Origin of the sequence: Nonomuraea sp. NPDC049684 (assembly GCF_044465345.1) — a bacterium.
In the GTDB taxonomy this organism is placed as follows: Bacteria; Actinomycetota; Actinomycetes; order Streptosporangiales; family Streptosporangiaceae; genus Nonomuraea.
Genome location: NZ_JBITLO010000005.1, coordinates 225429 through 246372 on the forward strand (window position 1 = coordinate 225429; position 20944 = coordinate 246372).

At 69.4% G+C, this 20944-nt stretch carries 24 protein-coding genes; 21 read left to right on the top strand and 3 right to left on the bottom strand.

The window, feature by feature from the left end; all coding sequences use genetic code 11:
- The first annotated feature begins 47 nt into the window (after nt 1-47).
- The 4 genes from ACIBST_RS18175 to ccsA are packed head-to-tail and all read left to right on the top strand — an operon-like array spanning nt 48 to nt 3837.
- A complete protein-coding gene (locus ACIBST_RS18175; protein WP_352322525.1) occupies nt 48-611 on the top strand; it encodes a TlpA disulfide reductase family protein in 564 nt (187 codons plus the stop codon).
- Nucleotides 604-1326, top strand: a complete 723-nt coding sequence (locus ACIBST_RS18180) for a cytochrome c biogenesis CcdA family protein (RefSeq protein WP_397172889.1) — start codon at nt 604-606, stop codon at nt 1324-1326. Before ACIBST_RS18175 ends, ACIBST_RS18180 begins: the two co-directional genes overlap by 8 nt.
- Entirely contained in the window at nt 1326-2888 is a 1563-nt protein-coding gene (locus ACIBST_RS18185) for a cytochrome c biogenesis protein ResB (protein ID WP_397172891.1), read from the top strand. The genes ACIBST_RS18180 and ACIBST_RS18185 overlap by 1 nt, the downstream gene beginning before the upstream one ends.
- Complete coding sequence (ccsA, locus tag ACIBST_RS18190) at nt 2878-3837, top strand: cytochrome c biogenesis protein CcsA (RefSeq protein WP_397172893.1); 960 nt, start codon at nt 2878-2880, stop codon at nt 3835-3837. The genes ACIBST_RS18185 and ccsA overlap by 11 nt, the downstream gene beginning before the upstream one ends.
- Here the strand turns inward: ccsA and ACIBST_RS18195 are convergent.
- A complete protein-coding gene (locus ACIBST_RS18195; RefSeq protein ID WP_352322521.1) occupies nt 3834-4121 on the bottom strand; it encodes a PLDc N-terminal domain-containing protein in 288 nt (95 codons plus the stop codon). The two genes, ccsA and ACIBST_RS18195, sit on opposite strands and share 4 nt — an antisense overlap.
- A 123-nt stretch (nt 4122-4244) precedes the next feature.
- On the opposite strand from ACIBST_RS18195, the gene ACIBST_RS18200 reads away from it, so the two are divergent.
- Both ACIBST_RS18200 and ACIBST_RS18205 read left to right on the top strand, forming a co-directional pair.
- Nucleotides 4245-5222, top strand: coding sequence for a hypothetical protein (locus tag ACIBST_RS18200; RefSeq protein ID WP_397172895.1), 978 nt, complete (start codon nt 4245-4247; stop codon nt 5220-5222).
- 10 nt (nt 5223-5232) lie between these two features.
- Nucleotides 5233-5475 carry a hypothetical protein gene (locus tag ACIBST_RS18205; protein ID WP_397172897.1) on the top strand — a complete coding sequence of 81 codons (243 nt, stop codon included), beginning with the start codon at nt 5233-5235 and terminating at the stop codon, nt 5473-5475.
- A gap of 207 nt (nt 5476-5682) precedes the next feature.
- Here the strand turns inward: ACIBST_RS18205 and ACIBST_RS18210 are convergent, their stop codons facing one another.
- Entirely contained in the window at nt 5683-5904 is a 222-nt protein-coding gene (locus tag ACIBST_RS18210) for a BldC family transcriptional regulator (protein ID WP_026214226.1), read from the bottom strand.
- Nucleotides 5905-6161: 257 nt separating this feature from the next.
- On the opposite strand from ACIBST_RS18210, the gene ACIBST_RS18215 reads away from it, so the two are divergent.
- Entirely contained in the window at nt 6162-6380 is a 219-nt protein-coding gene (locus ACIBST_RS18215) for a DUF4229 domain-containing protein (protein ID WP_397172899.1), read from the top strand.
- Here the strand turns inward: ACIBST_RS18215 and ACIBST_RS18220 are convergent.
- A complete protein-coding gene (locus ACIBST_RS18220; protein WP_397172901.1) occupies nt 6377-7582 on the bottom strand; it encodes a hypothetical protein in 1206 nt (401 codons plus the stop codon). The two genes, ACIBST_RS18215 and ACIBST_RS18220, sit on opposite strands and share 4 nt — an antisense overlap.
- 150 nt (nt 7583-7732) lie before the next feature.
- On the opposite strand from ACIBST_RS18220, the gene ACIBST_RS18225 reads away from it, so the two are divergent.
- The 14 genes from ACIBST_RS18225 to nuoK all read left to right on the top strand — a co-directional run bounded on the left by ACIBST_RS18225 (nt 7733) and on the right by nuoK (nt 20938).
- Nucleotides 7733-8449 (top strand): demethylmenaquinone methyltransferase, encoded by a 717-nt coding sequence (locus ACIBST_RS18225; protein ID WP_397172903.1) that lies wholly within the window; start codon nt 7733-7735, stop codon nt 8447-8449.
- A 608-nt stretch (nt 8450-9057) separates the two neighbouring features.
- Complete coding sequence (locus ACIBST_RS18230; RefSeq protein WP_397172905.1) at nt 9058-9264, top strand: DUF397 domain-containing protein; 207 nt, start codon at nt 9058-9060, stop codon at nt 9262-9264.
- Nucleotides 9265-9447: 183 nt separating this feature from the next.
- Nucleotides 9448-10701 carry a geranylgeranyl reductase family protein gene (locus ACIBST_RS18235; RefSeq protein ID WP_352322514.1) on the top strand — a complete coding sequence of 418 codons (1254 nt, stop codon included), beginning with the start codon at nt 9448-9450 and terminating at the stop codon, nt 10699-10701.
- A gap of 64 nt (nt 10702-10765) precedes the next feature.
- Nucleotides 10766-11161, top strand: coding sequence for an NADH-quinone oxidoreductase subunit A (locus ACIBST_RS18240; protein ID WP_397172907.1), 396 nt, complete (start codon nt 10766-10768; stop codon nt 11159-11161).
- A 2-nt stretch (nt 11162-11163) separates the two neighbouring features.
- Nucleotides 11164-11715 (top strand): NADH-quinone oxidoreductase subunit B family protein, encoded by a 552-nt coding sequence (locus ACIBST_RS18245; protein ID WP_352322512.1) that lies wholly within the window; start codon nt 11164-11166, stop codon nt 11713-11715.
- Between the two features lie 98 nt (nt 11716-11813).
- Nucleotides 11814-12419 carry an NADH-quinone oxidoreductase subunit C gene (locus ACIBST_RS18250; RefSeq protein WP_397173529.1) on the top strand — a complete coding sequence of 202 codons (606 nt, stop codon included), beginning with the start codon at nt 11814-11816 and terminating at the stop codon, nt 12417-12419.
- A complete protein-coding gene (locus ACIBST_RS18255) occupies nt 12416-13741 on the top strand; it encodes an NADH-quinone oxidoreductase subunit D (RefSeq protein WP_397172909.1) in 1326 nt (441 codons plus the stop codon). The genes ACIBST_RS18250 and ACIBST_RS18255 overlap by 4 nt, the downstream gene beginning before the upstream one ends.
- Nucleotides 13738-14394, top strand: coding sequence for an NADH-quinone oxidoreductase subunit NuoE (gene nuoE, locus ACIBST_RS18260; protein ID WP_357692398.1), 657 nt, complete (start codon nt 13738-13740; stop codon nt 14392-14394). The genes ACIBST_RS18255 and nuoE overlap by 4 nt, the downstream gene beginning before the upstream one ends.
- The gene (gene nuoF / locus ACIBST_RS18265) at nt 14391-15683 is read left to right on the top strand and encodes an NADH-quinone oxidoreductase subunit NuoF (RefSeq protein WP_352322509.1); all 1293 of its coding nucleotides are present in this window, start codon (nt 14391-14393) and stop codon (nt 15681-15683) included. The genes nuoE and nuoF overlap by 4 nt, the downstream gene beginning before the upstream one ends.
- Nucleotides 15680-18067 carry an NADH-quinone oxidoreductase subunit G gene (locus ACIBST_RS18270; RefSeq protein WP_397172912.1) on the top strand — a complete coding sequence of 796 codons (2388 nt, stop codon included), beginning with the start codon at nt 15680-15682 and terminating at the stop codon, nt 18065-18067. Before nuoF ends, ACIBST_RS18270 begins: the two co-directional genes overlap by 4 nt.
- Entirely contained in the window at nt 18064-19368 is a 1305-nt protein-coding gene (gene nuoH / locus ACIBST_RS18275; protein ID WP_397172914.1) for an NADH-quinone oxidoreductase subunit NuoH, read from the top strand. Before ACIBST_RS18270 ends, nuoH begins: the two co-directional genes overlap by 4 nt.
- Nucleotides 19355-19870: an NADH-quinone oxidoreductase subunit NuoI gene (gene nuoI, locus ACIBST_RS18280; RefSeq protein WP_352357245.1), complete on the top strand. Its 516-nt coding sequence runs from the start codon at nt 19355-19357 to the stop codon at nt 19868-19870. The genes nuoH and nuoI overlap by 14 nt, the downstream gene beginning before the upstream one ends.
- Entirely contained in the window at nt 19863-20645 is a 783-nt protein-coding gene (locus ACIBST_RS18285) for an NADH-quinone oxidoreductase subunit J (protein WP_352357243.1), read from the top strand. Before nuoI ends, ACIBST_RS18285 begins: the two co-directional genes overlap by 8 nt.
- Complete coding sequence (nuoK, locus tag ACIBST_RS18290) at nt 20642-20938, top strand: NADH-quinone oxidoreductase subunit NuoK (RefSeq protein ID WP_352322504.1); 297 nt, start codon at nt 20642-20644, stop codon at nt 20936-20938. The genes ACIBST_RS18285 and nuoK overlap by 4 nt, the downstream gene beginning before the upstream one ends.
- Nucleotides 20939-20944: the final 6 nt, after the last annotated feature.

The window sequence follows — 20944 nt, forward strand, 5'->3', positions numbered from 1 at the left end:
GTAGAGTTGCAAGCTCTACCGGTTGTAGTACAAGGAGATCATCCTCCGTGCGCGCGACGTCCATCTCCCTCGTTCTCCTGGCCGCGCTGGCCGCGGGCTGCGCGGCAAACCAGAGCGGGCAGCCCCAGGTGGGCGACACCCGGTTCGTCGCGGGCGACGGCAAGATGCAGGTCTTCGACGCCGCCGACCGCAAGGCGGCCCCGCCGGTCGAGGGCCCCACGCTCGACGGCGGCACGGCCTCGCTGGCCGCCCACAAGGGCAAGGTCGTGGTGATCAACTTCTGGGCCTCGTGGTGCGGCCCGTGCCGGGCCGAGGCGCCGGTGCTCAAGGAGGTCGCCGCCAAGACCAAGGGCGACGTGCAGTTCCTCGGCATCGACTTCAAGGACCGCCAGGCCGACGCCCTCGCCTTCGAGCGCACCGAGCAGACCGGCTACTCCCACATCTTCGACCAGCCGGGCAAGGTCGCGCTGTCCTTCCAGGGCACCGTGCCGCCCGCGGCGATCCCGTCCACGCTGGTCATCGACAAGCAGGGCCGCATCGCGGCCAGGGCGCTCGGGGCGGTCAAGTACACCGACCTGATGAACACGGTGACCAAGGTGCGCGATGAGTGACGTCGTCGCCTCCGGCTCGTTGCTGCTCGCGGTGCCGATCGCGCTGCTGGCCGGGGTGGTGTCGTTCCTGTCGCCGTGCGTGCTGCCGCTGGTGCCGGGCTATCTGTCGTACGTGACGGGCATGAGCGCCGACCCCAAGCGGGGGCGGCTGGTGCTCGGCACGGTGCTGTTCGTGGCCGGGTTCGCGCTGGTGTTCGTGCTCAGCGGCGCGCTGTTCGGCGGGCTCGGCTCGATCATGCTGGGCAACGCCGAGGTCATCACGCGGGTGCTCGGCGTCCTGACGATCCTGCTCGGGCTGGCCTTCCTCGGCGTGCTGCCCGGCCTGATGCGCGACGTGCGCATCCACAAGCTGCCGGCCGCGGGCCTGGCCGGCGCGCCGCTGCTCGGCGTGGTGTTCGGCCTCGGCTGGACGCCGTGCATCGGCCCCACGCTGGCCGTCGTGCTCACGCTCGGGCTCAACGAGGGCAGCGCCTCGCGCGGCGCGCTGCTGGCCGTGGCCTACGCGCTGGGCCTCGGGCTGCCGTTCGTGGCCGCCGCCCTGGCCTACAGCAAGGCCCTGCGCACGTTCCAGGTCGTGCGCAGGCACACCCGGCTGATCACCAGGATCGGCGGGGGCATGATGGTGGCCGTCGGGCTGCTGCTCGTCACCGGACTGTGGGGTGCGATGATCGCGGCCATGCAGGGGCTCATCGGCGCGTTCGAGCCGGTGATCTGATGAGCGTCGACGAGCTGGTGCGCGAGGAGCGCGAGCCGCGGCAGGCCGGGATGGGGCCGGTCGGCTGGCTCCGGTGGGGCTGGCGCACCCTCACCTCGATGAAGACCGCGCTGATCCTGCTCTTCCTGCTGGCGCTCGGCTCGATCCCGGGCTCGCTGGTGCCCCAGCGCAGCGTCGAACCCGACAAGGTCGCCCAGCTCTACCAGCAGAACCCCACCCTGGCCGAGTGGTACGACCGCTTCCAGCTCTTCGAGGTGTTCACCTCGGTCTGGTTCGCCGCCGTCTACCTGCTGCTGTTCACCTCGCTCGTCGGCTGCATCATCCCGCGCACCGCCACCTACCTGCGCGAGCTGCGCCGCAAGCCGCCCGCCGCGCCCAAGAACCTGTCCCGGCTGCCCCACTCCGACTCCTTCGAGGGCGACCTCACGGTGGAGGAGGCCGCGGGGCGGCTGCGCAAGATGCGCTTCCGCGTCGTCACCGGCGACGGCTGGGTGGCCGCCGAGAAGGGCTACCTGCGCGAGACCGGCAACCTGTTCTTCCACGTCGCGCTCATCGGCATCCTGCTCGCGGTCGGCTTCGGCTCCCTGTACGGCTACCGCGGCAACGTCCTGGTCGTCGAGGGCGACGGCTTCGCCAACACCGTGGCCGCCTACGACCGGTTCATCCCCGGCAGCCGGGTCTCGGCCGAGTCGCTCCAGCCGTTCTCGTTCGAGCTGACCGACTTCAAGGCCACCTACCAGGTCGAGGGCGACAAGAAGGGCCAGGAGCTCGACTACTCCGCCTACCTGAAGGTGCACGACGAGCCCGGCGCGCCCGCCCGCGACTACGAGCTCAAGGTCAACGACCCACTGGAGGTCGACGGGACGCAGACGTACCTGATCGGCCACGGCTACGCGCCCGTCTTCAAGGTCACCGACGGCAAGGGCCAGGTCGCCTACGAAGGGCCCGTGGCCTGCCTGATCGACCAGAAGTCCACGCTGACCTCGTCGTGCGTCGTCAAGGCGCCCGACGCGCAGCCGTCCCAGCTCGGGTTCCTGCTGCGGTTCCTGCCCACCAGCGTGCCGCTGACCGACGGAAACTACGCCTCGGCCTTCCCCGGCGAGCTCCAGCCGCAGGTGCAGCTCCTCGGCGGGTACGTGGGCGACCTCGGCATGCGGTCGGGCAAGCCGCAGTCGGTCTACAAGATCCTGCCCGACGAGCTCGACGGCAAGGTCGTCCCCGTGGTGCGGGGATCGTTCGCGACCAAGCCGCTGTCGGTGGGGGAGTCGACCGAGCTGCCCGGCGGGGCGGGCAAGCTGGAGTTCACCGGCGTCAAGGAGTGGATCACGCTCCAGACCGCCTACGACCCCGGGCGCGTGCCGGCGCTGATCGCCGCCGCCGTCGCGGTGGTCGCCATCGCGCTGTCGTTGATGATCCGCCGCCGGCGCGTCTGGGTGCGGGTCAGGGAAGGGCGGGTCGACGTCGGCGGCCTGACCCGTACCGAGGGCTCCGCGGCGGGCTTCGCCGAGGAGTTCGCCGAGATCGTCAAGGCTCTATCAGCAGGAGAACAGCATGTCCGCTGAGCAATTGGCCGGGCTGAGCGACAACTTCGTCGTCGGCGCCGTCCTGCTCTACATCATCGCCATGGTGGGCTTCGCGATGGAGCTGGCCTTCGGAAGGGCCGTCATGGGCAAGGCGGCCGTGAAGCGGGCGGCCCGGCAGCCCGTCACGGTCGGCGCCCCCTCGGACGGCGAGGCCGCGCCCGAGGCCGAGGCGCCCGTCGCCGAGCCCGAGCCCGTCATGGCGGGCGGGGCCAGGGCCGGGCGGGTCGCGCTCGTGCTGGCCTGGATCGGCTGGGCCGCCAACCTCGGCGCCATCGTCACCCGCGGCCTGGCGGTCGGCCGGTGGCCGTGGGGCAACATGTACGAGTTCGTGGTGGCCATCTGCTTCGCCGCCGTGACCGCGTTCCTGTTCACCCAGGTCCGCCAGAACGTGCGGTTCCTGGGCGCGTTCGTGATGATCGCCGCCACGCTCGGGCTCGGGTTCGCGGTCAAGGTGCTCTACACGGCGGCCGGGCCCGTGGTGCCGGCGCTGAACTCGTACTGGATCGCGATCCACGTCACTGCGGCGATCCTGGCCAGCGGGCTGTTCACGCTGGCCGGCGTGTCGGGCGTGCTGTTCCTGGTGCGCGGCGAGGGGCTCTCGCGCCTGCCCAGCCGCGACGACCTGGAGCGGGTGGCCCACCGAGCGATCGTGCTGGCCTTCCCGCTGTGGACGTTCGCCGTCATCGCCGGCGCGCTGTGGGCCGACCGCGCCTGGGGCCGCTACTGGGGCTGGGACCCCAAGGAGGTCTGGTCGTTCATCACCTGGGTGGCGTACGCGGCTTACCTGCACGCCAGGGTGACGGCCGGCTGGCGGGGCAGGGCCGCCATGATCGTGCAGCTGCTGGCGTTCGGGTGCCTGATCTTCAACCTGGTCGGCGTCAACATCTTCATCTCCGGCCTGCACAGCTACGCCGACGTCAGCGGTTAGTCCTCGCCGCGCATCCGCCGGTCGAGATCTCTCAGGAAGTCGGGGTCGTCGTCCGGGCCCTTCGGCGCGCCCGGGCCCGGCGGCACCGGCCACGGGTCGCGCTCGGCCCTGGGCCGCCCGCGCAGCATCCAGATCACACCGCCGAGCAGCGGGACCAGCACGACGATGAGGACCCACAGCGCCTTTGGTACGTTCCGGACCTCTTCCTCGGGTGCGGTGATGACGTCGAAGAGCGAGAAGAGCCAGAAGGCCAGCAACGCCAGGCCGATCAGAACACCTGCCATGCCCGAACTGTAAGCCATCCGCGACGTGATCGTGTCGGACGATGTCCCGTTTCGGATGACTCGGGAAGATCGGCGTCGTACCGTGGAACCCGGTTCGCCATGGACGCGGCGTGAAGGGGTGCGATGGCCTTTTCTCACGACAAGGGCCGACATCGGCGCGGCCGTTGGTGGCGCCGCGGGTCGTACCTGTTCTCGCGGCGTGACGAGGCTCCTCCAGACGCGGACCGTTCCTTCTGGTCCCGGCGGAAGGAGAGCCGCCCGGAGCCCCCGAGAGAGCAGCTCAAGGGCGCCGAGCGGCGCAGGGAGCAGCAGCCGGAGCGGTTCGCCCGCCCCGGCGCCCCCCAGCGGCGCGAGGTGACCTGGGACGGCCTCTCGCTGCGCGAGCGCGGGGCACGCCTGCCCGCCGCCGTCGCCGAACGCCCCCGCTACACCTGGTACGACTTCGAGCTCGACGACACGCCGCCGAGGGCCCAGCCCAACAGGCCGGAGGCCCCCTCCATCGGCGACGGCCTGCGCCACTGCGGCAAGCTGGAGAAGATCCTCCACCGCCAGTGGGACGCCCGGCACGGCCCGCCCTCCAAGGACGCCGTACGCGCCGTGGAGAGCCTGGCCCGGCTGCCCGAGCGGCTGAAGGAGCTGCTGGCCGCCGGCCTGGAAGGCATCTACGTCGGCCCCGGCGGCGTCCCCGACCTCGACGACATGGGCTACTTACGCGGCGCGCCGCTCCCGTCCGGCCGGGCCACCTGGGACATCTGCGCCGGCGCGTACGGCGACCGCAAGATCGTGGTGGGCGACCGCCCCTCACCCACGCCGGACGTGATGATGCACGAGGTCGGCCACGCCATCGACGACCTGGACTCCTTCCACGGCGAATGGGTGTCGGACTCGCCGGAGTTCGTCCGGCTCTACGAGAACGCCTTCCCCAAGCTGGCCTCGACCTTCCACCGCCAGGGCAACGGCCTGGGCCGCAAGGAGTTCTTCGCCGACGCCTTCGCCGCCATCGCCGCCCGCCAGCGCCCGGCCCTGGTCGACATGCTCGGCGGCGACACGCGGATGGCGCTCGACGTCATGCTCTTCTTCAACCGGCGCTACGGAATCTAGGTGATCAGCCATGTACGTCATCCGGCTCGCTGACGGGACCCTGCGCGTGCCGCAGAGCCTGACCAGCGAAGACGGGCGTCTGATCGGCAACGCGTACGTGGACGTGCAGCCCGGCGATCCCGAATACGACAAGTGGCTGCCCGAGTCGCTGACCGAGGAGGAGGCGGCCGAGCGCCGCAGTCGCTGGGAAGAGGAGAACGACGACCTCGAACGCGAGTTCCTGGCCTTCAAAGCCAGCCAGGAGGACGCCTGAGCGCTTTCAGGGCCGGCCACGAGGACGCCTGAGCGCCTTCGAGAAGGACAGGCGCCAGCCGCGGTCGGCGGTTGGCGCCGCCCCGTGCCTGCCGTCGGGAAGTGTGGCCCGCAGGCACGCTCGACCACGGCCTCACGACGTGAGGCGGATTGAGGTCCCGCCAGCGGTGATCCTGGCGGATCTCAGGATCACCGACTAGACGGAACGTCAGACGCGCGGGGACTCACCTGCTGGCCTGTCGGCCGTGAGAACGTCCTCGCCTCGAAGAAGGGCGTGCACTTCCGACTCGCGGAAGCGCCGGTGCCCTCCGGGGGTGCGGATACTGCTGATGCGGCCTGCCGCAGCCCAGCGCGTAACCGTCTTTGGGTCTACCCGGAAGAGGGCGGCAACCTCTCCTGGGGTCAGCAGACGCTCGCTGCTACTCTCCACCAATCTCTCCCCCTCGCATCCCGCTTCCTGCCAGCGGGCGGACAGGTAACCAGTGTGTCGAGCGAAGCCTGATTTATCCGTGGTTTTCGACAAAGATCACGGGTTGTTATCAGCTGACTGCCCGATTGTTATATGATAGAGCCTCTTTGGGGCTCTCGTGGGTGTTTCTTTACGAAACACCCTTACTGGGAACAGTAGCAGCGCTCGCGTCCGATGCGAAGAGCGACCGCTACGCAGGGACGAGTAACCTCGAACCTGTGCATCCCGTTCTCGTTTACACCGCGTCGCGGATCGGCCTGTTTGTCGTGACCCTGGGTGTTCTGTACCTCGTCGGCCTGCAAAACCCGCTGTTCCTGCTCGCAGCCGCTTTCGTGATCAGCGGCATTGCCAGCTACGTGCTGCTGTCGGGGCAGCGTGACGCAGTCAGCGCACGCCTCAGCGGCCGGATCGACCGGCCTGAGCCGCAGGACGACTAGGGCAGGGGGAACATGCCAATCCGGGCATGGTACTCCCGTCCGAGTCGCGTTGTGTCACTACCGACTAGTAGGCCGGTCTTGTGCGCCAGAAATGCCTTCACGCCGATGCCCCGCTCGCGGCCGGGATTCCAGGCGAGCGCCTTTCCGGTACGCGGATGAATGGCGCCGATGCCCTCGCGGGGCACCGCTCCCGGGCCGGCCGAGTCGCGGCCCTGCGGGTTGTCCAGCCAGCGCTGGTGACCCCCGACATAGACGGCTGAGCCGGTGACCGCCACCGCGTAGAGCGAGTCGCCGCCGGTGGCGTTGGTCCAGGTCGGCCTGACGGCCGGGCCCGCGGCGTACGTCTCGAACCGGGCGGCCGTGTCGCACATGCGGCCTCTCGGGCCCCCGGTCGTGACCACCACGAAGGAGCGGCCGTCGGGGGCGAAGTCGAGGCCGCGCACGTAGGAGGGGAACGCCTCCGCGCAGCGCTGCGCGTAGACCTCGGTGCGCCAGTCGGCGACCCTGGCCACGGGCCCGCTGACGTCGATCAGCCCGAGCTGCGGCCGGGACCGCCCGCCGAGCGTGGTGAACGAGCCGTCGACCGCCAGCCGGTCGCCCGACAGGGCGAGGGCCTGGACCTTCACCCTGGGCGTCAGCGGCTCGCCCGGCGTGACGGCGAAGCCGGGGTCGGCCACGCCGGTCGCGGCGTCGAGCCCGGCCAGGGCGACGCGCGGCCGGACGAAGTCGCCGCCGACGTAGAGCCTGGAGCCGCTCCTGACCAGGGTGGTGACCATGCCCCCCTCGATCCGGGGCATGAAGCCGTCGACGAGCTGCCCGTCGGCGACGTTGATCCGGGCGAGCGCGCGGGCGCCGACGTTGTTGACGCCGGGGAAGGCGCCGCCCACGTAGACCGTGCCGTGGTCGCCGGCGGCCAGCCCGTAGACCGGCCCGGCGACGGACGGCGCGAAGTCGCGCAGGATGCGGCCGCTCGCCAGGTCGTAGGCGAACAGGTTGGCCCGGCGCAGCGTGTACGTGCGCCCGGCGTCGCTGACCTCGCTGAACGAGCCGCCGACGACGACGGTGCCACCGACCAGCGCGATGGCGTTGACGATGCCGTCGAGGACATGGGGGGTGTTGTCGACCGGGTCGGCCGAGACCACGCGGGAGTGCGCGACGGGGGCCGAAGCGATGATCGCCGCAAGGGCGACACGGGCAAGCATTCACCAACAACTAGCAGACGTTCAGTAGTGGTGCCGCTACTTTGCGTCAATTGCCACAAGAGCCGGGCTCGCCGGCGGCCCGGTGGTGGCTGGTCAAAGGCCGTAACGCCCGGCGAATGCCCCGCTGGCCGCGTGAGTACTCTTGTCCGCATGACGCGCGCTCAGTTGGACAAGCAGCCGGACGAGGTCGCCGCGATGTTCGATCGCACCGCCCGGCGCTACGACCTGGTCAACGACGTGGCCTCGCTGTGGCAGGTCAGGCTCTGGCGCAAGGCCGTGGCCGCCGCCGTCGACGCGGGGCCCGGCGAGGTCGTGCTCGACCTGGGAGCGGGCACCGGCACCTCCACCGACAGCTTCACCGGTCTCGGCGCCCGCGCGGTGGCCTCCGACTTCTCCCTCGGCATGTTGCGCACGGGCGTGCAGCGGCACGGCGGCAACGCGCTGAGCGGGCCCGGCATCCCGTTCGTGGCCGGTGACGCGATGCGGCTGCCGTTCGCCGACGACGTCTTCGACGCGGTGACGATCTCGGTGGCGCTGCGCAACGTGCACGACACCTCGCAGGCGCTGCGCGAGATGCTCCGCGTGACCAGGCCGGGCGGCCGGCTGGTGATCCTGGAGTTCTCGCACGTCACGTTCGGGCCGTTCGACCTGGTCTACCGCGAATACCTGATGAGGTTCCTGCCCAAGGTGGCCAAGGTGTTCGGCTCCAACGACGACTCCTACGACTACCTGGCCGAGTCCATCAGGGACTGGCCCGACCAGCGGACGCTGGCCCGGACGATCGGCGAGGCCGGCTGGGAGCGGGTGGCCTGGCGCAACCTGACGATGGGCATCGTCGCCGTCCACCGGGCGTTCAAGCCCGCCTGACCGGCGGGGCGAGGGGCAGGCGGTCGCGCCCGCCATGGCGAAAGTGCCGGGAATCGTCTTCCGCCTTTCCGTCCGTTTCCGGCTTTGCGGGCTGCTCTGAGGATGTGTCGGAGGGAAGCCCTGTGCAATTCCCGCTGGGATGGCGACAGGGCCTCTTTCCGGGATGAAGCCAGGAGGATTGCCATCGCACTTTGTGGGCATATCTCTCGATTTCTCGGAAGGAGCCCCGGGTGATCGGAGAAATCGATCCGACCCCCCGCCGCCGGAAGCTCGCCGCCGAGCCGCGCCGCTCACGCCAGGCCGCAGCCGTCCGAGCAGGACGTCGCCAAGCTGCTGCGGCACTACGGGGTCGGCGGCGAGCGCGGCGACCGGCCCAGCCGCACCCCGCCGACATCCCCGAGGACGAGGAGAGCCTTCGGGTCTTCGCTGGTCTTCGGCCTTCTGGAGGACGCCGCCATGGACGAGGAGGAATCGCGCGAATTCATGGCGTCGTTGGCAGATCAATTGTAACGACATGGTTATCGCGGCGTGTCTTGCAGGCTCGGCCGATCTTCTGTTGGCTACCGTCATTGGTCCAGACCAATGAGACTCGGGAGGTGGTCCGTCCGATGAGCGGCCTTACTGTCTCGCCGGGCGGATGGCGCAGGAGCACTCTCAGCGCGGTCGCCGGCGGGTGCGTCGAGTTCGCCCGACACACGACCGGCGAGGTGCTGTCGCGTGACTCGAAAGACCCCTCGGGTCCGGTCCTGACCTGCACGCCCGGAGAGTGGCGGGCGTTCGTCGGCGGAGTGCGCAACGCCGAGTTCGAAGTCTGACGTTCCCGTGCCCGGCCCTTCGTTGACGACGGAGGGCCTTCTTGTGTCCAGGATCCGTACCCCGACTGCCACTATGTACAGGAAAAGCAGTAGACTGCGGGCCGACAAGTTTGTGAAGGGGTTCACAAAGGAACGAAGGCGCAAGACCCCGAGGCCTTCGAGCGTGTAGGACAGGACAGTCCAGTGACCGTGCCACCAGCCATACAGGCTGACGCCGACGTCATCGTCGTCGGCGCCGGTCCCGCCGGTTCCGCAACCGCCTTTTACCTCGCTCAGGCCGGTCTCGACGTGCTGCTCCTGGAGAAGACCAGGTTCCCCCGCGAGAAGGTCTGCGGCGACGGCCTGACGCCACGTGCCGTCAAGCAGTTGCTCAACATGGGCGTCGACATCGACGCGCCCGGCTGGATCAGGAACAAGGGCCTGCGCGTCGTCGGCGGCGGCCTCCGCTTCGAGCTCGACTGGCCGCAGCTGGAGCGCTTCCCCGACTTCGGCCTGGTCCGCACCCGCAAGGACTTCGACCAGATCGTCGCGGCCAACGCGGTCAAGAACGGCGTGCGCCTCATGGAGGGCGTCACCGTGACCGGGCCGGTGCTCGACGACCGCAGCGGGCACATCGTCGGCGTGCGCACCAAGGACGGCGCGACGTACCGCAGCCGGGTGGTCGTGGCGGCCGACGGCAACAGCACCCGCCTGGCGATCGGCATGGGCCTGCACAAGCGGGAGGACCGGCCCATGGGCGTGGCCGTCCGCACCTACTTCGAGAGCCCCCGCCACGACGACGACTACCTGGAGACCTGGCTGGAGCTGTGGGACGGCGACACCCTGCTGCCCGGCTACGGCTGGGTGTTCGGGGTCGGCGACGGCACCGCCAACGTCGGGCTCGGGCTGCTCAACACCAGCGCCCAGTTCGGCAACATCGACTACCGCGACCTGTTGAAGCGCTGGTGCAGGGCCATGCCGGCCGACTGGGGCTTCACCGAGGAGAACATGACGGCCCCCATCCGCGGCGCCGCTCTCCCGATGGCCTTCAACAGGCAGCCGCACTACACGCGGGGTCTTATCCTCGTGGGTGACTCCGGCGGGTCCATCAACCCGTTCAACGGCGAGGGCATCGCCTACGCCATGGAGACCGGCGAGATCGCCGCCGAGATCATCGCGAAGGCACTCAAGGACACCACTCCCGCACAGCGCGAGCGGATCCTGAGGACCTACCCCCAGGTGATGAAGGACGCCTACGGCGGCTACTTCACACTAGGGAGGTTGTTCGTCGAGGCGATTGGGAAGCCGGGTGTGATGAGCTTCGGGACCAGGCACGGCCTGCCTCACCCGAGGCTGATGCGCTTCGCGCTCAAGCTCCTTGGTAATCTCACCGACCGGCGAGGCGATGCGTCCGACATGATCATCAACGCTCTCTCGAAGGTCGCCCCACCAGCATGATTCCCACGACAGACACATCAAGCTGCGCGCCCGCGCGCGCGGCGACTCCGGAGGAGGCGTAGCGATGGACCTTTACGTGCCCATCCTGGTGCTCGCCGTTCTCGCGGGGGGCTTCGCGATCTTCTCGGTCGCCATCGCCCCCTTCACCGGTCCCAAGCGCTGGAACCGCGCCAAGCTTGACGCCTATGAATGCGGCATCGAGCCGACGCCCCAGCCGGTCGGTGGCGGACGGTTCCCGCTCAAATACATGATCACCGCGATGCTCTTCATCGTGTTCGACATCGAGATCATCTTCCTCTACCCGTGGGCGGTCTCCTTCGCGCCGCTGAAGAACGACGCCGGCGCCGTCATCTCGTCCGGCCTCGGGCTGTTCGCGCTGGTCGAGATGCTGCTGTTCATCGTCACCGTGCTCGTCGCCTACGCGTACGTGTGGCGCCGCAAGGGTCTGGACTGGGACTGAAAATGGGACTTGAAGAGAAACTCCCCAGCGGGTTCATCCTCAGCACGGTCGAAGCCGCCGCAGGATGGGCGCGGAAGAGCTCGGTGTGGCCGGCCACGTTCGGCCTCGCATGTTGCGCCATCGAGCTGATGGCCACCGGTGGCCCCCACTACGACCTGGCGCGCTTCGGCATGGAGCGCGCTTCGGCGTCTCCCCGCCAGGCCGACCTCATGATCGTCGCCGGGCGCGTGTCGCAGAAGATGGCGCCCGTCCTGCGGCAGATCTACGACCAGATGGCCGAGCCCAAGTGGGTCATCGCCATGGGCGTGTGCGCCTCCAGCGGCGGCATGTTCAACAACTACGCCATCGTGCAGGGCGTCGACCACGTCGTGCCGGTCGACATCTACCTGCCCGGCTGCCCGCCGCGGCCGGAGATGCTGATCGACGCGATCGTGAAGCTGCACGACAAGATCCAGAACATGAAGTTCGGCGCCCACCGCGCCAAGCAGATCGAGGACCTCGAACTGCGGGCGCTGCGCACGCTGCCGCTGATCGACCAGGGGGCCGGAAAGTGACCTCGCCCGACCACCTTCCCGGGAGCCCGGAGAGCGGGGAGGCCCCCGAGGCCGCCTCGGTCCCGGCCGTCCCCGAGGCGCCCGTCGCCCGGCACGGCATGTTCGGCGCGCACGACTCCGGCGACACCTCCGGCTACGGCGGTCTCGTCGTGCGCCGGGCGCCGCAGCTCTCGACCCCCCGCCCGTACGGCGGCTACTTCGACGAGCTGGTCGACGCCCTCGCCCTCGACGACGCCATCGAGCGCGTCGTGGTCGACCGCGGCGAGCTGACCCTGCACGTCCGCCGCGAGCGCCTGGTGGAGGTCTGCCAGAAGCTGCGCGACGACCCGGCCCTGCGTTTCGAGCTGTCGCTCGGCGTCTCCGGGGTGCACTACCCGCACCTGAAGGGCGAGGAGCTGCACGCCGTCTACCACCTGTGCTCGATCACCCACAACAGGCGCGTGCGCCTGGAGGTCAGCGCACCGGACGCCGACCCGCACATTCCATCGACCGTGGGCGTTTACCCTGGTCATGACTGGCATGAGCGGGAGACGTACGACTTCTTCGGAATCGTCTTCGACGGCCATCCGTCACTCACCCGGATCATGATGCCGGATGACTGGGACGGTCACCCGCAGCGCAAGGACTACCCGCTCGGCGGCATCCCGGTCGAGTACCGGGGCGCCACCATCCCCTCGCCGGACCAGAGGAGGTCTTACTCATGAGCACCGCTTATGACGAGGCGACAGAGGGCAAGGTCTACTCGGTCACCGGCGGAGACTGGGACGAGGTCGTCGGCGGCGCGCGCGACACCGAGGAAGAGCGCCTGGTCGTCAACATGGGCCCGCAGCACCCGTCCACGCACGGCGTGCTCCGCCTGGTCCTGACGCTCGACGGTGAGACGGTCACCGAGGCGCGCAGCGTCATCGGCTACCTGCACACCGGCATCGAGAAGAACATGGAGTACCGGACGTGGACCCAGGGGACCACGTTCGTGACCCGCATGGACTACCTCTCGCCGATCTTCAACGAGACCGCGTACTGCCTGGGCGTGGAGAAGCTGCTCGGCATCACCGACCGCGTGCCCGAGCGGGCGCAGGCCATCCGCGTGATGATGATGGAGCTCAACCGCATCGCCTCGCACCTGGTCGCGATGGGCACGTTCGGCATGGAGCTGGGCGCGACCACGCCGTTCCTGTTCGGCTACCGCGACCGTGAAATGATCATGGACCTGTTCGAGTACATCACGGGTCTGCGCATGAACCACGCCTACGTCAGGCCGGGCGGCGTCAGCGTCGACCTGCCCGCGGGCGCGGTCGACAAGGTGGGCGAGTTCCTCAAGGAGATGCCCAAGCGGATCAAGGACATCCGCAAGCTCCTCGACGAGAACCCCGTCTACGTGCGCCGCACCAGGGACGTGGGCTACCTCGACCTGACCGGCTGCATGGCGCTCGGCATCACCGGCCCGATCCTGCGCGCCGCCGGGCTGCCCTGGGACCTGCGCAAGTCGCAGCCCTACTCCGGCTACGAGACGTACGAGTTCGAGGTCGCCACCGAGCGCGGCTGCGACGTCTACTCGCGCTACCTCGTGCGCATGCGGGAGATGGAGGAGTCGCTCAAGATCATCGAGCAGGCTCTCGACCGCATCGCCGGCCCGCTCAAGGGCGACCCGGTCATGATCGAGGACAAGAAGATCGGCTGGCCCGCGCAGCTCGCGCTCGGCCCCGACGGCTTCGGCAACTCGCCCGACCACATCGCGCACATCATGGGCAGCTCGATGGAGGCCCTGATCCACCACTTCAAGCTGGTGACCGAGGGCTTCCGGGTCCCGGCCGGCCAGGCGTACGCGAGCATCGAGTCGCCCAAGGGCGAGCTCGGGGCGCACGTCGTCAGCGACGGCGGCACCCGCCCGTACCGCGTGCACTTCCGCGAGCCTTCCTTCTGCAACCTGCAGGGCTTCCCCGCCATGGCGGAGGGCGGCCAGGTCGCCGACGTGATCGCCGCGGTGGCTTCTATCGACCCCGTCATGGGAGGTGTGGACCGGTGACTTATTCACCGGAAGTCCGCGAGCGTCTCGAACAGGACGCCAAGGAGATCATCGGCCGCTACCCCAAGACGCGGTCCGCCCTGCTGCCGCTGCTCCACCTCGTGCAGTCGGCCGACGGCTACGTCTCCGACGACGGCAAGGAGTTCTGCGCCGAGATGCTGGGCCTGAGCAAGGCCGAGGTCACCGGCGTGGCCACCTTCTACACGATGTACAAGCGCAAGCCGGCCGGCGACTACCACGTCGGCGTCTGCATCAACGCGCTGTGCGCCGTCATGGGCGGCGACCAGATCTGGGACGAGCTGTCCGAGCACGTCGGCGTCGGCCACGAGGAGACCACCGGCGACGGCAAGATCTCGCTGGAGCGCCTGGAGTGCAACGCGGCCTGCGACTTCGCCCCGGTCATGATGGTCAACTGGGAGTTCTTCGACAACCAGACCCCCGCCTCGGCCAAGCAGCTCGTCGACGACCTGCGTGACGGCAAGGACGTGCGGCCGACCCGCGGACCGAAGAAGCTCTGCACCTTCAAGGAGGCCTCGCGCGTGCTCGCGGGCCTGCCCGACGACCAGGCGGGCGACGGCCCGTCGGCCGCCGGCCCCTCGCTGGAGGGCCTGAAGGTGGCCAAGGCCAACGGATGGAAGGCCCCCGAGGCATGAGCACCACACTGACCCCGGTCCTGACCGCCAACTGGGACCAGGCCGACTCCTTCACCCTCGACGGCTACGGCGGTGACTACAAGGCGGCCAAGAAGGCGCTGGGCATGGACCCCGACGCCGTCATCCAGGCGGTCAAGGACTCCGGCCTGCGCGGCCGCGGCGGCGCTGGCTTCCCCACCGGCATGAAGTGGGGATTCATCCCGCAGGGCGACGGCAAGCCCCACTACCTCGTCGTCAACGCCGACGAGTCGGAGCCGGGCACCTGCAAGGACATCCCGCTGATGATGGCCAACCCGCACTCGCTGGTCGAGGGCGTCATCATCACCGCGTTCGCGATCAGGGCCAACTACGCCTTCATCTACGTGCGCGGCGAGGTGCTGCACGTCATCCGCCGGCTGCACGCGGCCGTGCGCGAGGCGTACGAGAAGGGCTTCCTGGGCGAGGACATCTTCGGCTCCGGGTACAACCTGGAGCTCGTCGTGCACAGCGGCGCCGGCGCGTACATCTGCGGCGAGGAGACGGCGCTGCTCGACTCGCTGGAGGGCTTCAGAGGTCAACCGCGACTCAAGCCCCCGTTCCCGGCCGTGGCGGGCCTGTACGCCTCGCCGACTGTCGTGAACAACGTCGAGTCGATCGCCAGTGTTCCCTCGATCATCAGCAACGGCGCCGACTGGTTCGCCTCGATGGGCACCGAGAAGTCCAAGGGCTTCGGCATCTTCTCCCTCAGCGGCCACGTCACCAGGCCCGGCCAGTACGAGGCCCCGCTCGGCATCACGCTGCGCGAGCTGCTCGACATGGCCGGCGGCATCCGCGAGGGGCACCAGATCAAGTTCTGGACCCCGGGCGGCTCGTCCACGCCGATCTTCACCGACGAGCACCTCGACGTGCCGCTCGACTTCGAGGCCGTCGGCGCCAAGGGCTCGATGCTCGGCACCCGCGCGCTGCAGATCTTCGACGAGACCACCTGCGTGGTCCGCACGGTGCTGCGCTGGACCGAGTTTTACGCCCACGAGTCCTGCGGCAAGTGCACGCCGTGCCGCGAGGGCACGTACTGGCTCAAGCAGGTGCTCAAGCGCCTGGAGAAGGGCCAGGGCACCGAGGAGGACCTGTCCACGATCACCGACATCGCGGACAACATCCTCGGCCGCTCGTTCTGCGCCCTCGGCGACGGCGCGACCAGCCCGATCCACTCCTCGGTGAAGTACTTCCGCGAGGAGTACCTCAAGCACTTCGAGATCGGCGGCTGCCCGTTCGACCCGAAGAAGTCCACTCTCTGGGGTGAGCAGTGACCGTCGTAGAAACAGAAACCACCCTGGTGACCCTCACCATCGACGGGTTCCAGGTCAGTGTCCCCAAGGGCACCCTGATCATCAGGGCCGCCGAGCTGCTGGGCATCCAGATCCCCCGGTTCTGCGACCACCCGCTGCTCGACCCGGCGGCCAACTGCCGCCAGTGCCTCGTCGACATCCCCGACGCGGGCAACGGCCGCGGCTTCCCCAAGCCGCAGCCGTCCTGCGCGATCGAGGTCGCCGAGGGCATGGTCGTGCAGACCCAGCTCACCTCGCCGGTCGCCGAGAAGGCGCAGCGCGGGGCCATGGAGCTGCTGCTGATGAACCACCCGCTCGACTGCCCGGTCTGCGACAAGGGCGGCGAGTGCCCCCTGCAGAACCAGGCCATGTCGAACGGCCAGGGCGAGTCGCGGTTCCAGGAGCAGAAGCGCACGTTCCCCAAGCCGCTGCCGCTGTCCACGCAGGTGCTGCTCGACCGTGAGCGCTGCGTCCAGTGCGCCCGCTGCATCCGCTTCTCCGACCAGATCGCCGGCGACCCGCTCATCGAGTTCTTCGAGCGCGGCGCCAAGGAGCAGGTCCGGGTCGCCGACGGCAAGCCGTTCAACTCCTACTTCTCCGGCAACACGGTGCAGATCTGCCCGGTCGGCGCGCTCACCGGCGCGGCCTACCGGTTCCGGGCGCGGCCGTTCGACCTGGTCTCCACGCCGAGCGCGTGCGAGCACTGCGCGTCGGGCTGCTCCCTGCGCACCGACCACCGGCGCGGCCGGGTCACCCGCCGCCTGGCGGGCAACGACCCGCAGGTGAACGAGGAGTGGAACTGCGACAAGGGCCGCTGGGCCTTCTCCTACGCCACTCAGCCCGACCGGCTCAAGACGCCTCTGGTGCGCAACGAGGAAGGCGTGCTCGTGCCCGCCTCGTGGCCGGAGGCGCTGGCGGTCGCCGCCGAGGGGCTGGCCGCCGCCCGCGGCAGGGCCGGCGTGCTGGTCGGCGGCCGGGTCACGGTCGAGGACGCCTACGCCTACAGCAAGTTCGCCCGGGTCGCGCTCGGCAGCAACGACATCGACTTCCGCGCCCGTCCGCACTCCGCCGAGGAGGCGCAGTTCCTGGCGCACGCGGTAGCCGGCAAGGGCATCGAGATCAGCTACACCGACCTTGAGAAGGCTCCGGCCGTGCTGCTCGTCGGGTTCGAGCCCGAGGAGGAGTCGCCGATCGTCTTCCTGCGCCTGCGCAAGGCGTGGCAGAAGAAGGGCCTGAAGGTCACCGCGATCGCGCCGTTCGCCTCCGCCGGGCTGGCCAAGATGGGCGGCACGCTCATCGCCACCGCCCCGGGCGCCGAGGCCGACGCGATCGGCGACCTGGTCGGCACGCTGGCCGAGGGCACGATCGTGCTGGCCGGCGAGCGGCTGGCGACCGTGCCGGGCGCGCTGTCGGCGCTCGTCCGCCTCGGCGCCGGCTCCGGCGTCCGGCTGGCCTGGGTGCCGCGCAGGGCCGGTGAGCGCGGCGCGCTCGAAGCCGGCGCGCTGCCCAACCTGCTGCCGATCGGCCGTCCCGTGGACGACGAGGCCGCCAGGACCGAGGTCGCCAGGGTCTGGAACGTGGGCTCGCTGCCCGCCGTGCCCGGCCGCGACACCGACGGCATCATCGCCGCGGCCCGCGCCGGTGAGATCGACGCGCTGGTCGTGGCCGGCGTCGACCCGCACGACCTGGCCGACCCGGTCGCCGCGCTGGAGGCGCTGGAGAACACGCCGTTCATCGTCAGCCTGGAGATCCGCGCCAGCGCCGTCACCGACCGCGCCGACGTGGTGCTGCCGGTCGCGGCGGTGCAGGAGAAGGGCGGCACGTTCGTCAACTGGGAGGGCAGGGGCCGCTCGTTCGATGCGCCGCTGCGCGTGCCCGGCATCCAGAGCGACCTGGCCGTCATCGGCAACCTCGCCGACCGCATGGACGTGCACCTCGGCCTGCCGGACGCCAAGGCCGTCCGGCGCGAGCTGGCCAGCCTCGGCGCCTGGCGCGGGGCCCGCGTCGCCGCGCCGAGCACCGCCACCCGCGCCCAGGCCGCCCCGGCGGCCGGCCAGGCGCTGCTGGCGACCTGGCACCTGCTGCTCGACGAGGGCAGGCTCCAGGACGGCGAGCCGTACCTGGCCGGCACCGCCCGCGCCACCGAGGCGCTGGTGTCGGCGGCCACGGCGGCCGAGATCGGCGTCATCGACGGCGACAAGCTCGTCGTCGGCGGCCCCGGCCCCAACGCGGTCACGCTGCCGGTCCGCGTCGCCGACCTGCCCGACCGGGTGGTCTGGGTGCCGGCGAACTCCGGCGGCTGCTCGGTCACGCGCGACCTGCGCGCGCTGGCCGGCGACATCGTCACCATCGGGAGCGCATCATGACCCACGTTCTCGCGGCCGATCCCACCCTTGCCGACTTCGGCAAGGACCCGCTGTGGATCACCATCATCAAGGCCGTGATGCTGTTCGCCTTCCTGATGCTGGGCATCCTGTTCGGCGTCTGGTACGAGCGCAAGCTGATCTCGCGGATGCAGCACCGCTACGGCCCCAACCGGGCCGGCAAGTTCGGTCTGCTCCAGTCGGTGGCCGACGGCATCAAGATGGGTCTGAAGGAGGACATCTTCCCGCGGACCGTGGACAAGGTGCTCTACCTGCTGGCCCCCGTGATCATGGTCGTGCCGGCGTTCCTGGCCTTCTCGATCGTGCCGTTCGCGCCGATGGTCAACCTGTTCGGCGTCCAGACGCCGCTGCAGCTCGTCGACCTGCCGGTGGCGGTGCTGTTCATGCTGGCCATGGGCGCCATCTCGGTCTACGGCGTGGTGCTGGCCGGCTGGTCGTCGCGCTCGCCGTACGCGCTGCTGGGCGGTCTGCGGTCGGCGGCGCAGGTGGTCTCGTACGAGATCGCGATGGGTCTGTCGTTCGTGGCGATCTTCCTGTTCGCCGGGACGCTGTCCACCTCCGAGATCGTCAAGGCGCAGGGCGAGCAGGGCTGGTTCGTCTTCCTGCTGATCCCGTCGTTCGTGATCTACGTGATCTGCATGTTCGGCGAGGCCGCCCGAATCCCGTTCGACCTGCCCGAGGGCGAGGGCGAGCTGGTCGGCGGCTTCCAGACCGAGTACTCCTCGTCCCTGAAGTTCGCCCTCATCATGATGGGCGAGTACCTGCACACCTTCACCGCCTCGGGCATCGCGGTCACCCTGTTCCTGGGCGGCTGGCGGGCACCGTGGCCGATCTCCATGTGGGACGGCGCCAACACGGGCTGGTGGCCGGTGCTGTGGTTCTTCATCAAGTTCGTGCTGACCTTCAGCTTCATCGTGTGGGTGCGTGCCTCGCTGCCGCGCGTGCGCTACGACCAGCTCATGTCCCTGGGCTGGAAGGTGCTGATCCCGGTGAACCTGGCCTGGATCCTGCTCGTCGCCGCGGCTCGCAACGTGGTCGTCAACGAGGGCAACAAGACGGTCGGCATCGTGATCGGCGCGGTCATCGTGGTCGGCGCGCTGGCCATCTGGATGCGGTTCGACACCGTCAACCAGCGGCGCAAGGAGGCGCGCAAGGCCGAGGTGGAGGCCGAGTTCGAGCAACTGTCCGACGAGCCGACGGCCGGCGGCTTCCCTGTGCCGCCGCTCGATCTGCCGCACTACCACGGGGTGCAGCACAAGGAGATTCCCAGTGGGACTAACTGATTGGCTGAACCCCGTCAAGGGCTTCGGGGTCACCTTCCACACGATGTTCAAGAAGCCCGTCACGACCAACTACCCGGAGGTCAAGAAGCCGACGGCTCCTCGCTTCCACGGTCGTCACCAGCTCAACCGCTGGCCGGACGGGCTGGAGAAGTGCGTCGGGTGCGAGCTGTGCGCGTGGGCGTGTCCGGCGGACGCGATCTACGTCGAGGGCGCGGACAACACCGACGAGGAGCGCTTCTCGCCGGGTGAGCGTTACGGGCGCACCTACCAGATCAACTATCTGCGGTGCATCCTGTGCGGCCTGTGCATCGAGGCCTGCCCGACCCGCGCGCTCACCATGACCAACGAGTACGAGCTCGCCGACAGCAGCCGCGAGAGCCTCATCTACACCAAGGAGATGCTCCTCGCGGACCTGACGCCGGGCATGGAGCAGCCGCCCCACCCGATGCGGCTCGGCGAGACCGAAGAGGACTACTACCGGCTGGGACGAACCAATGGGTGAGACCATCACATTCTGGGTTCTCGCCGTCGTATCGGTCGGCGCGGCGCTCGGCATGGTCTTCAACAGGAAGGCCGTCTACTCGGCGCTGATGCTCGGCACCGTGATGCTCTGCCTCGCGGTGCTCTACGCCGTCCAGGACGCGCCCTTCCTCGCCGCGGTGCAGATCATCGTCTACACCGGCGCCATCATGATGCTGTTCCTGTTCGTGCTCATGCTGGTGGGCGTGGACTCCTCCGACTCCTTCGTGGAGACGCTGAGGGGTCAGCGCTTCTGGGGCGCCCTGGCGGCCCTCGGCTTCGCCGTCCTGATCATCCTGGCGGTGGGCAACGCGATCTTCTCCGGTGAGGCGGGCCTCGCGCAGGCCACGGCGCAGGGCGGCTACGTCCGCTCGATCGCGCTGCTGCTGTTCACCAAGTACGTCTTCGCGTTCGAGGTCACCTCGGCCCTGCTGATCACCGCCGCCCTGGGCGCGATGGTCCTGGCGCACCGGGAGAAGTTCACCGAGAAGGCCACGCAGAAGGACCTCTCGCGCGCCCGGTTCCTCGGCGAGCGTCCCTCGCCGCTGCCCGGCCCCGGCACCTACGCCAGGAACAACGCCATCGACATGCCGGCGCTGCTGCCCGACGGCTCGGTCGCGGAGTCGTCGGTCAACCGCTACATCGCCCGCTACGACGTCGAGCACGGCCACCTCCCCGAGGACCCGAAGCTCGCCGAGGCCATCAAGCACACGGCCGAGGATGACGCCGAGGAGACGACCAACGAGGTGACCAAGTGACGACCCACTACCTGATCCTGTCGGGTGTGCTGTTCGCGATCGGCGCGCTCGGCGTGCTGATCAGGCGCAACGCGATCGTGGTGTTCATGTGCGTCGAGCTCATGCTCAACGCCTGCAACCTCGCGTTCGTCACCTTCGCCAGGCAGAACGGCAACCTGGAGGGCCAGATCATCGCGTTCTTCGTGATGGTGGTGGCCGCGGCCGAGGTCGTCGTCGGCCTGGCCATCATCGTGACGATCTTCCGAACCCGCAGGTCCGCGTCCGTCGACGACGCCAACCTGCTGAAGTACTAAGAGGTG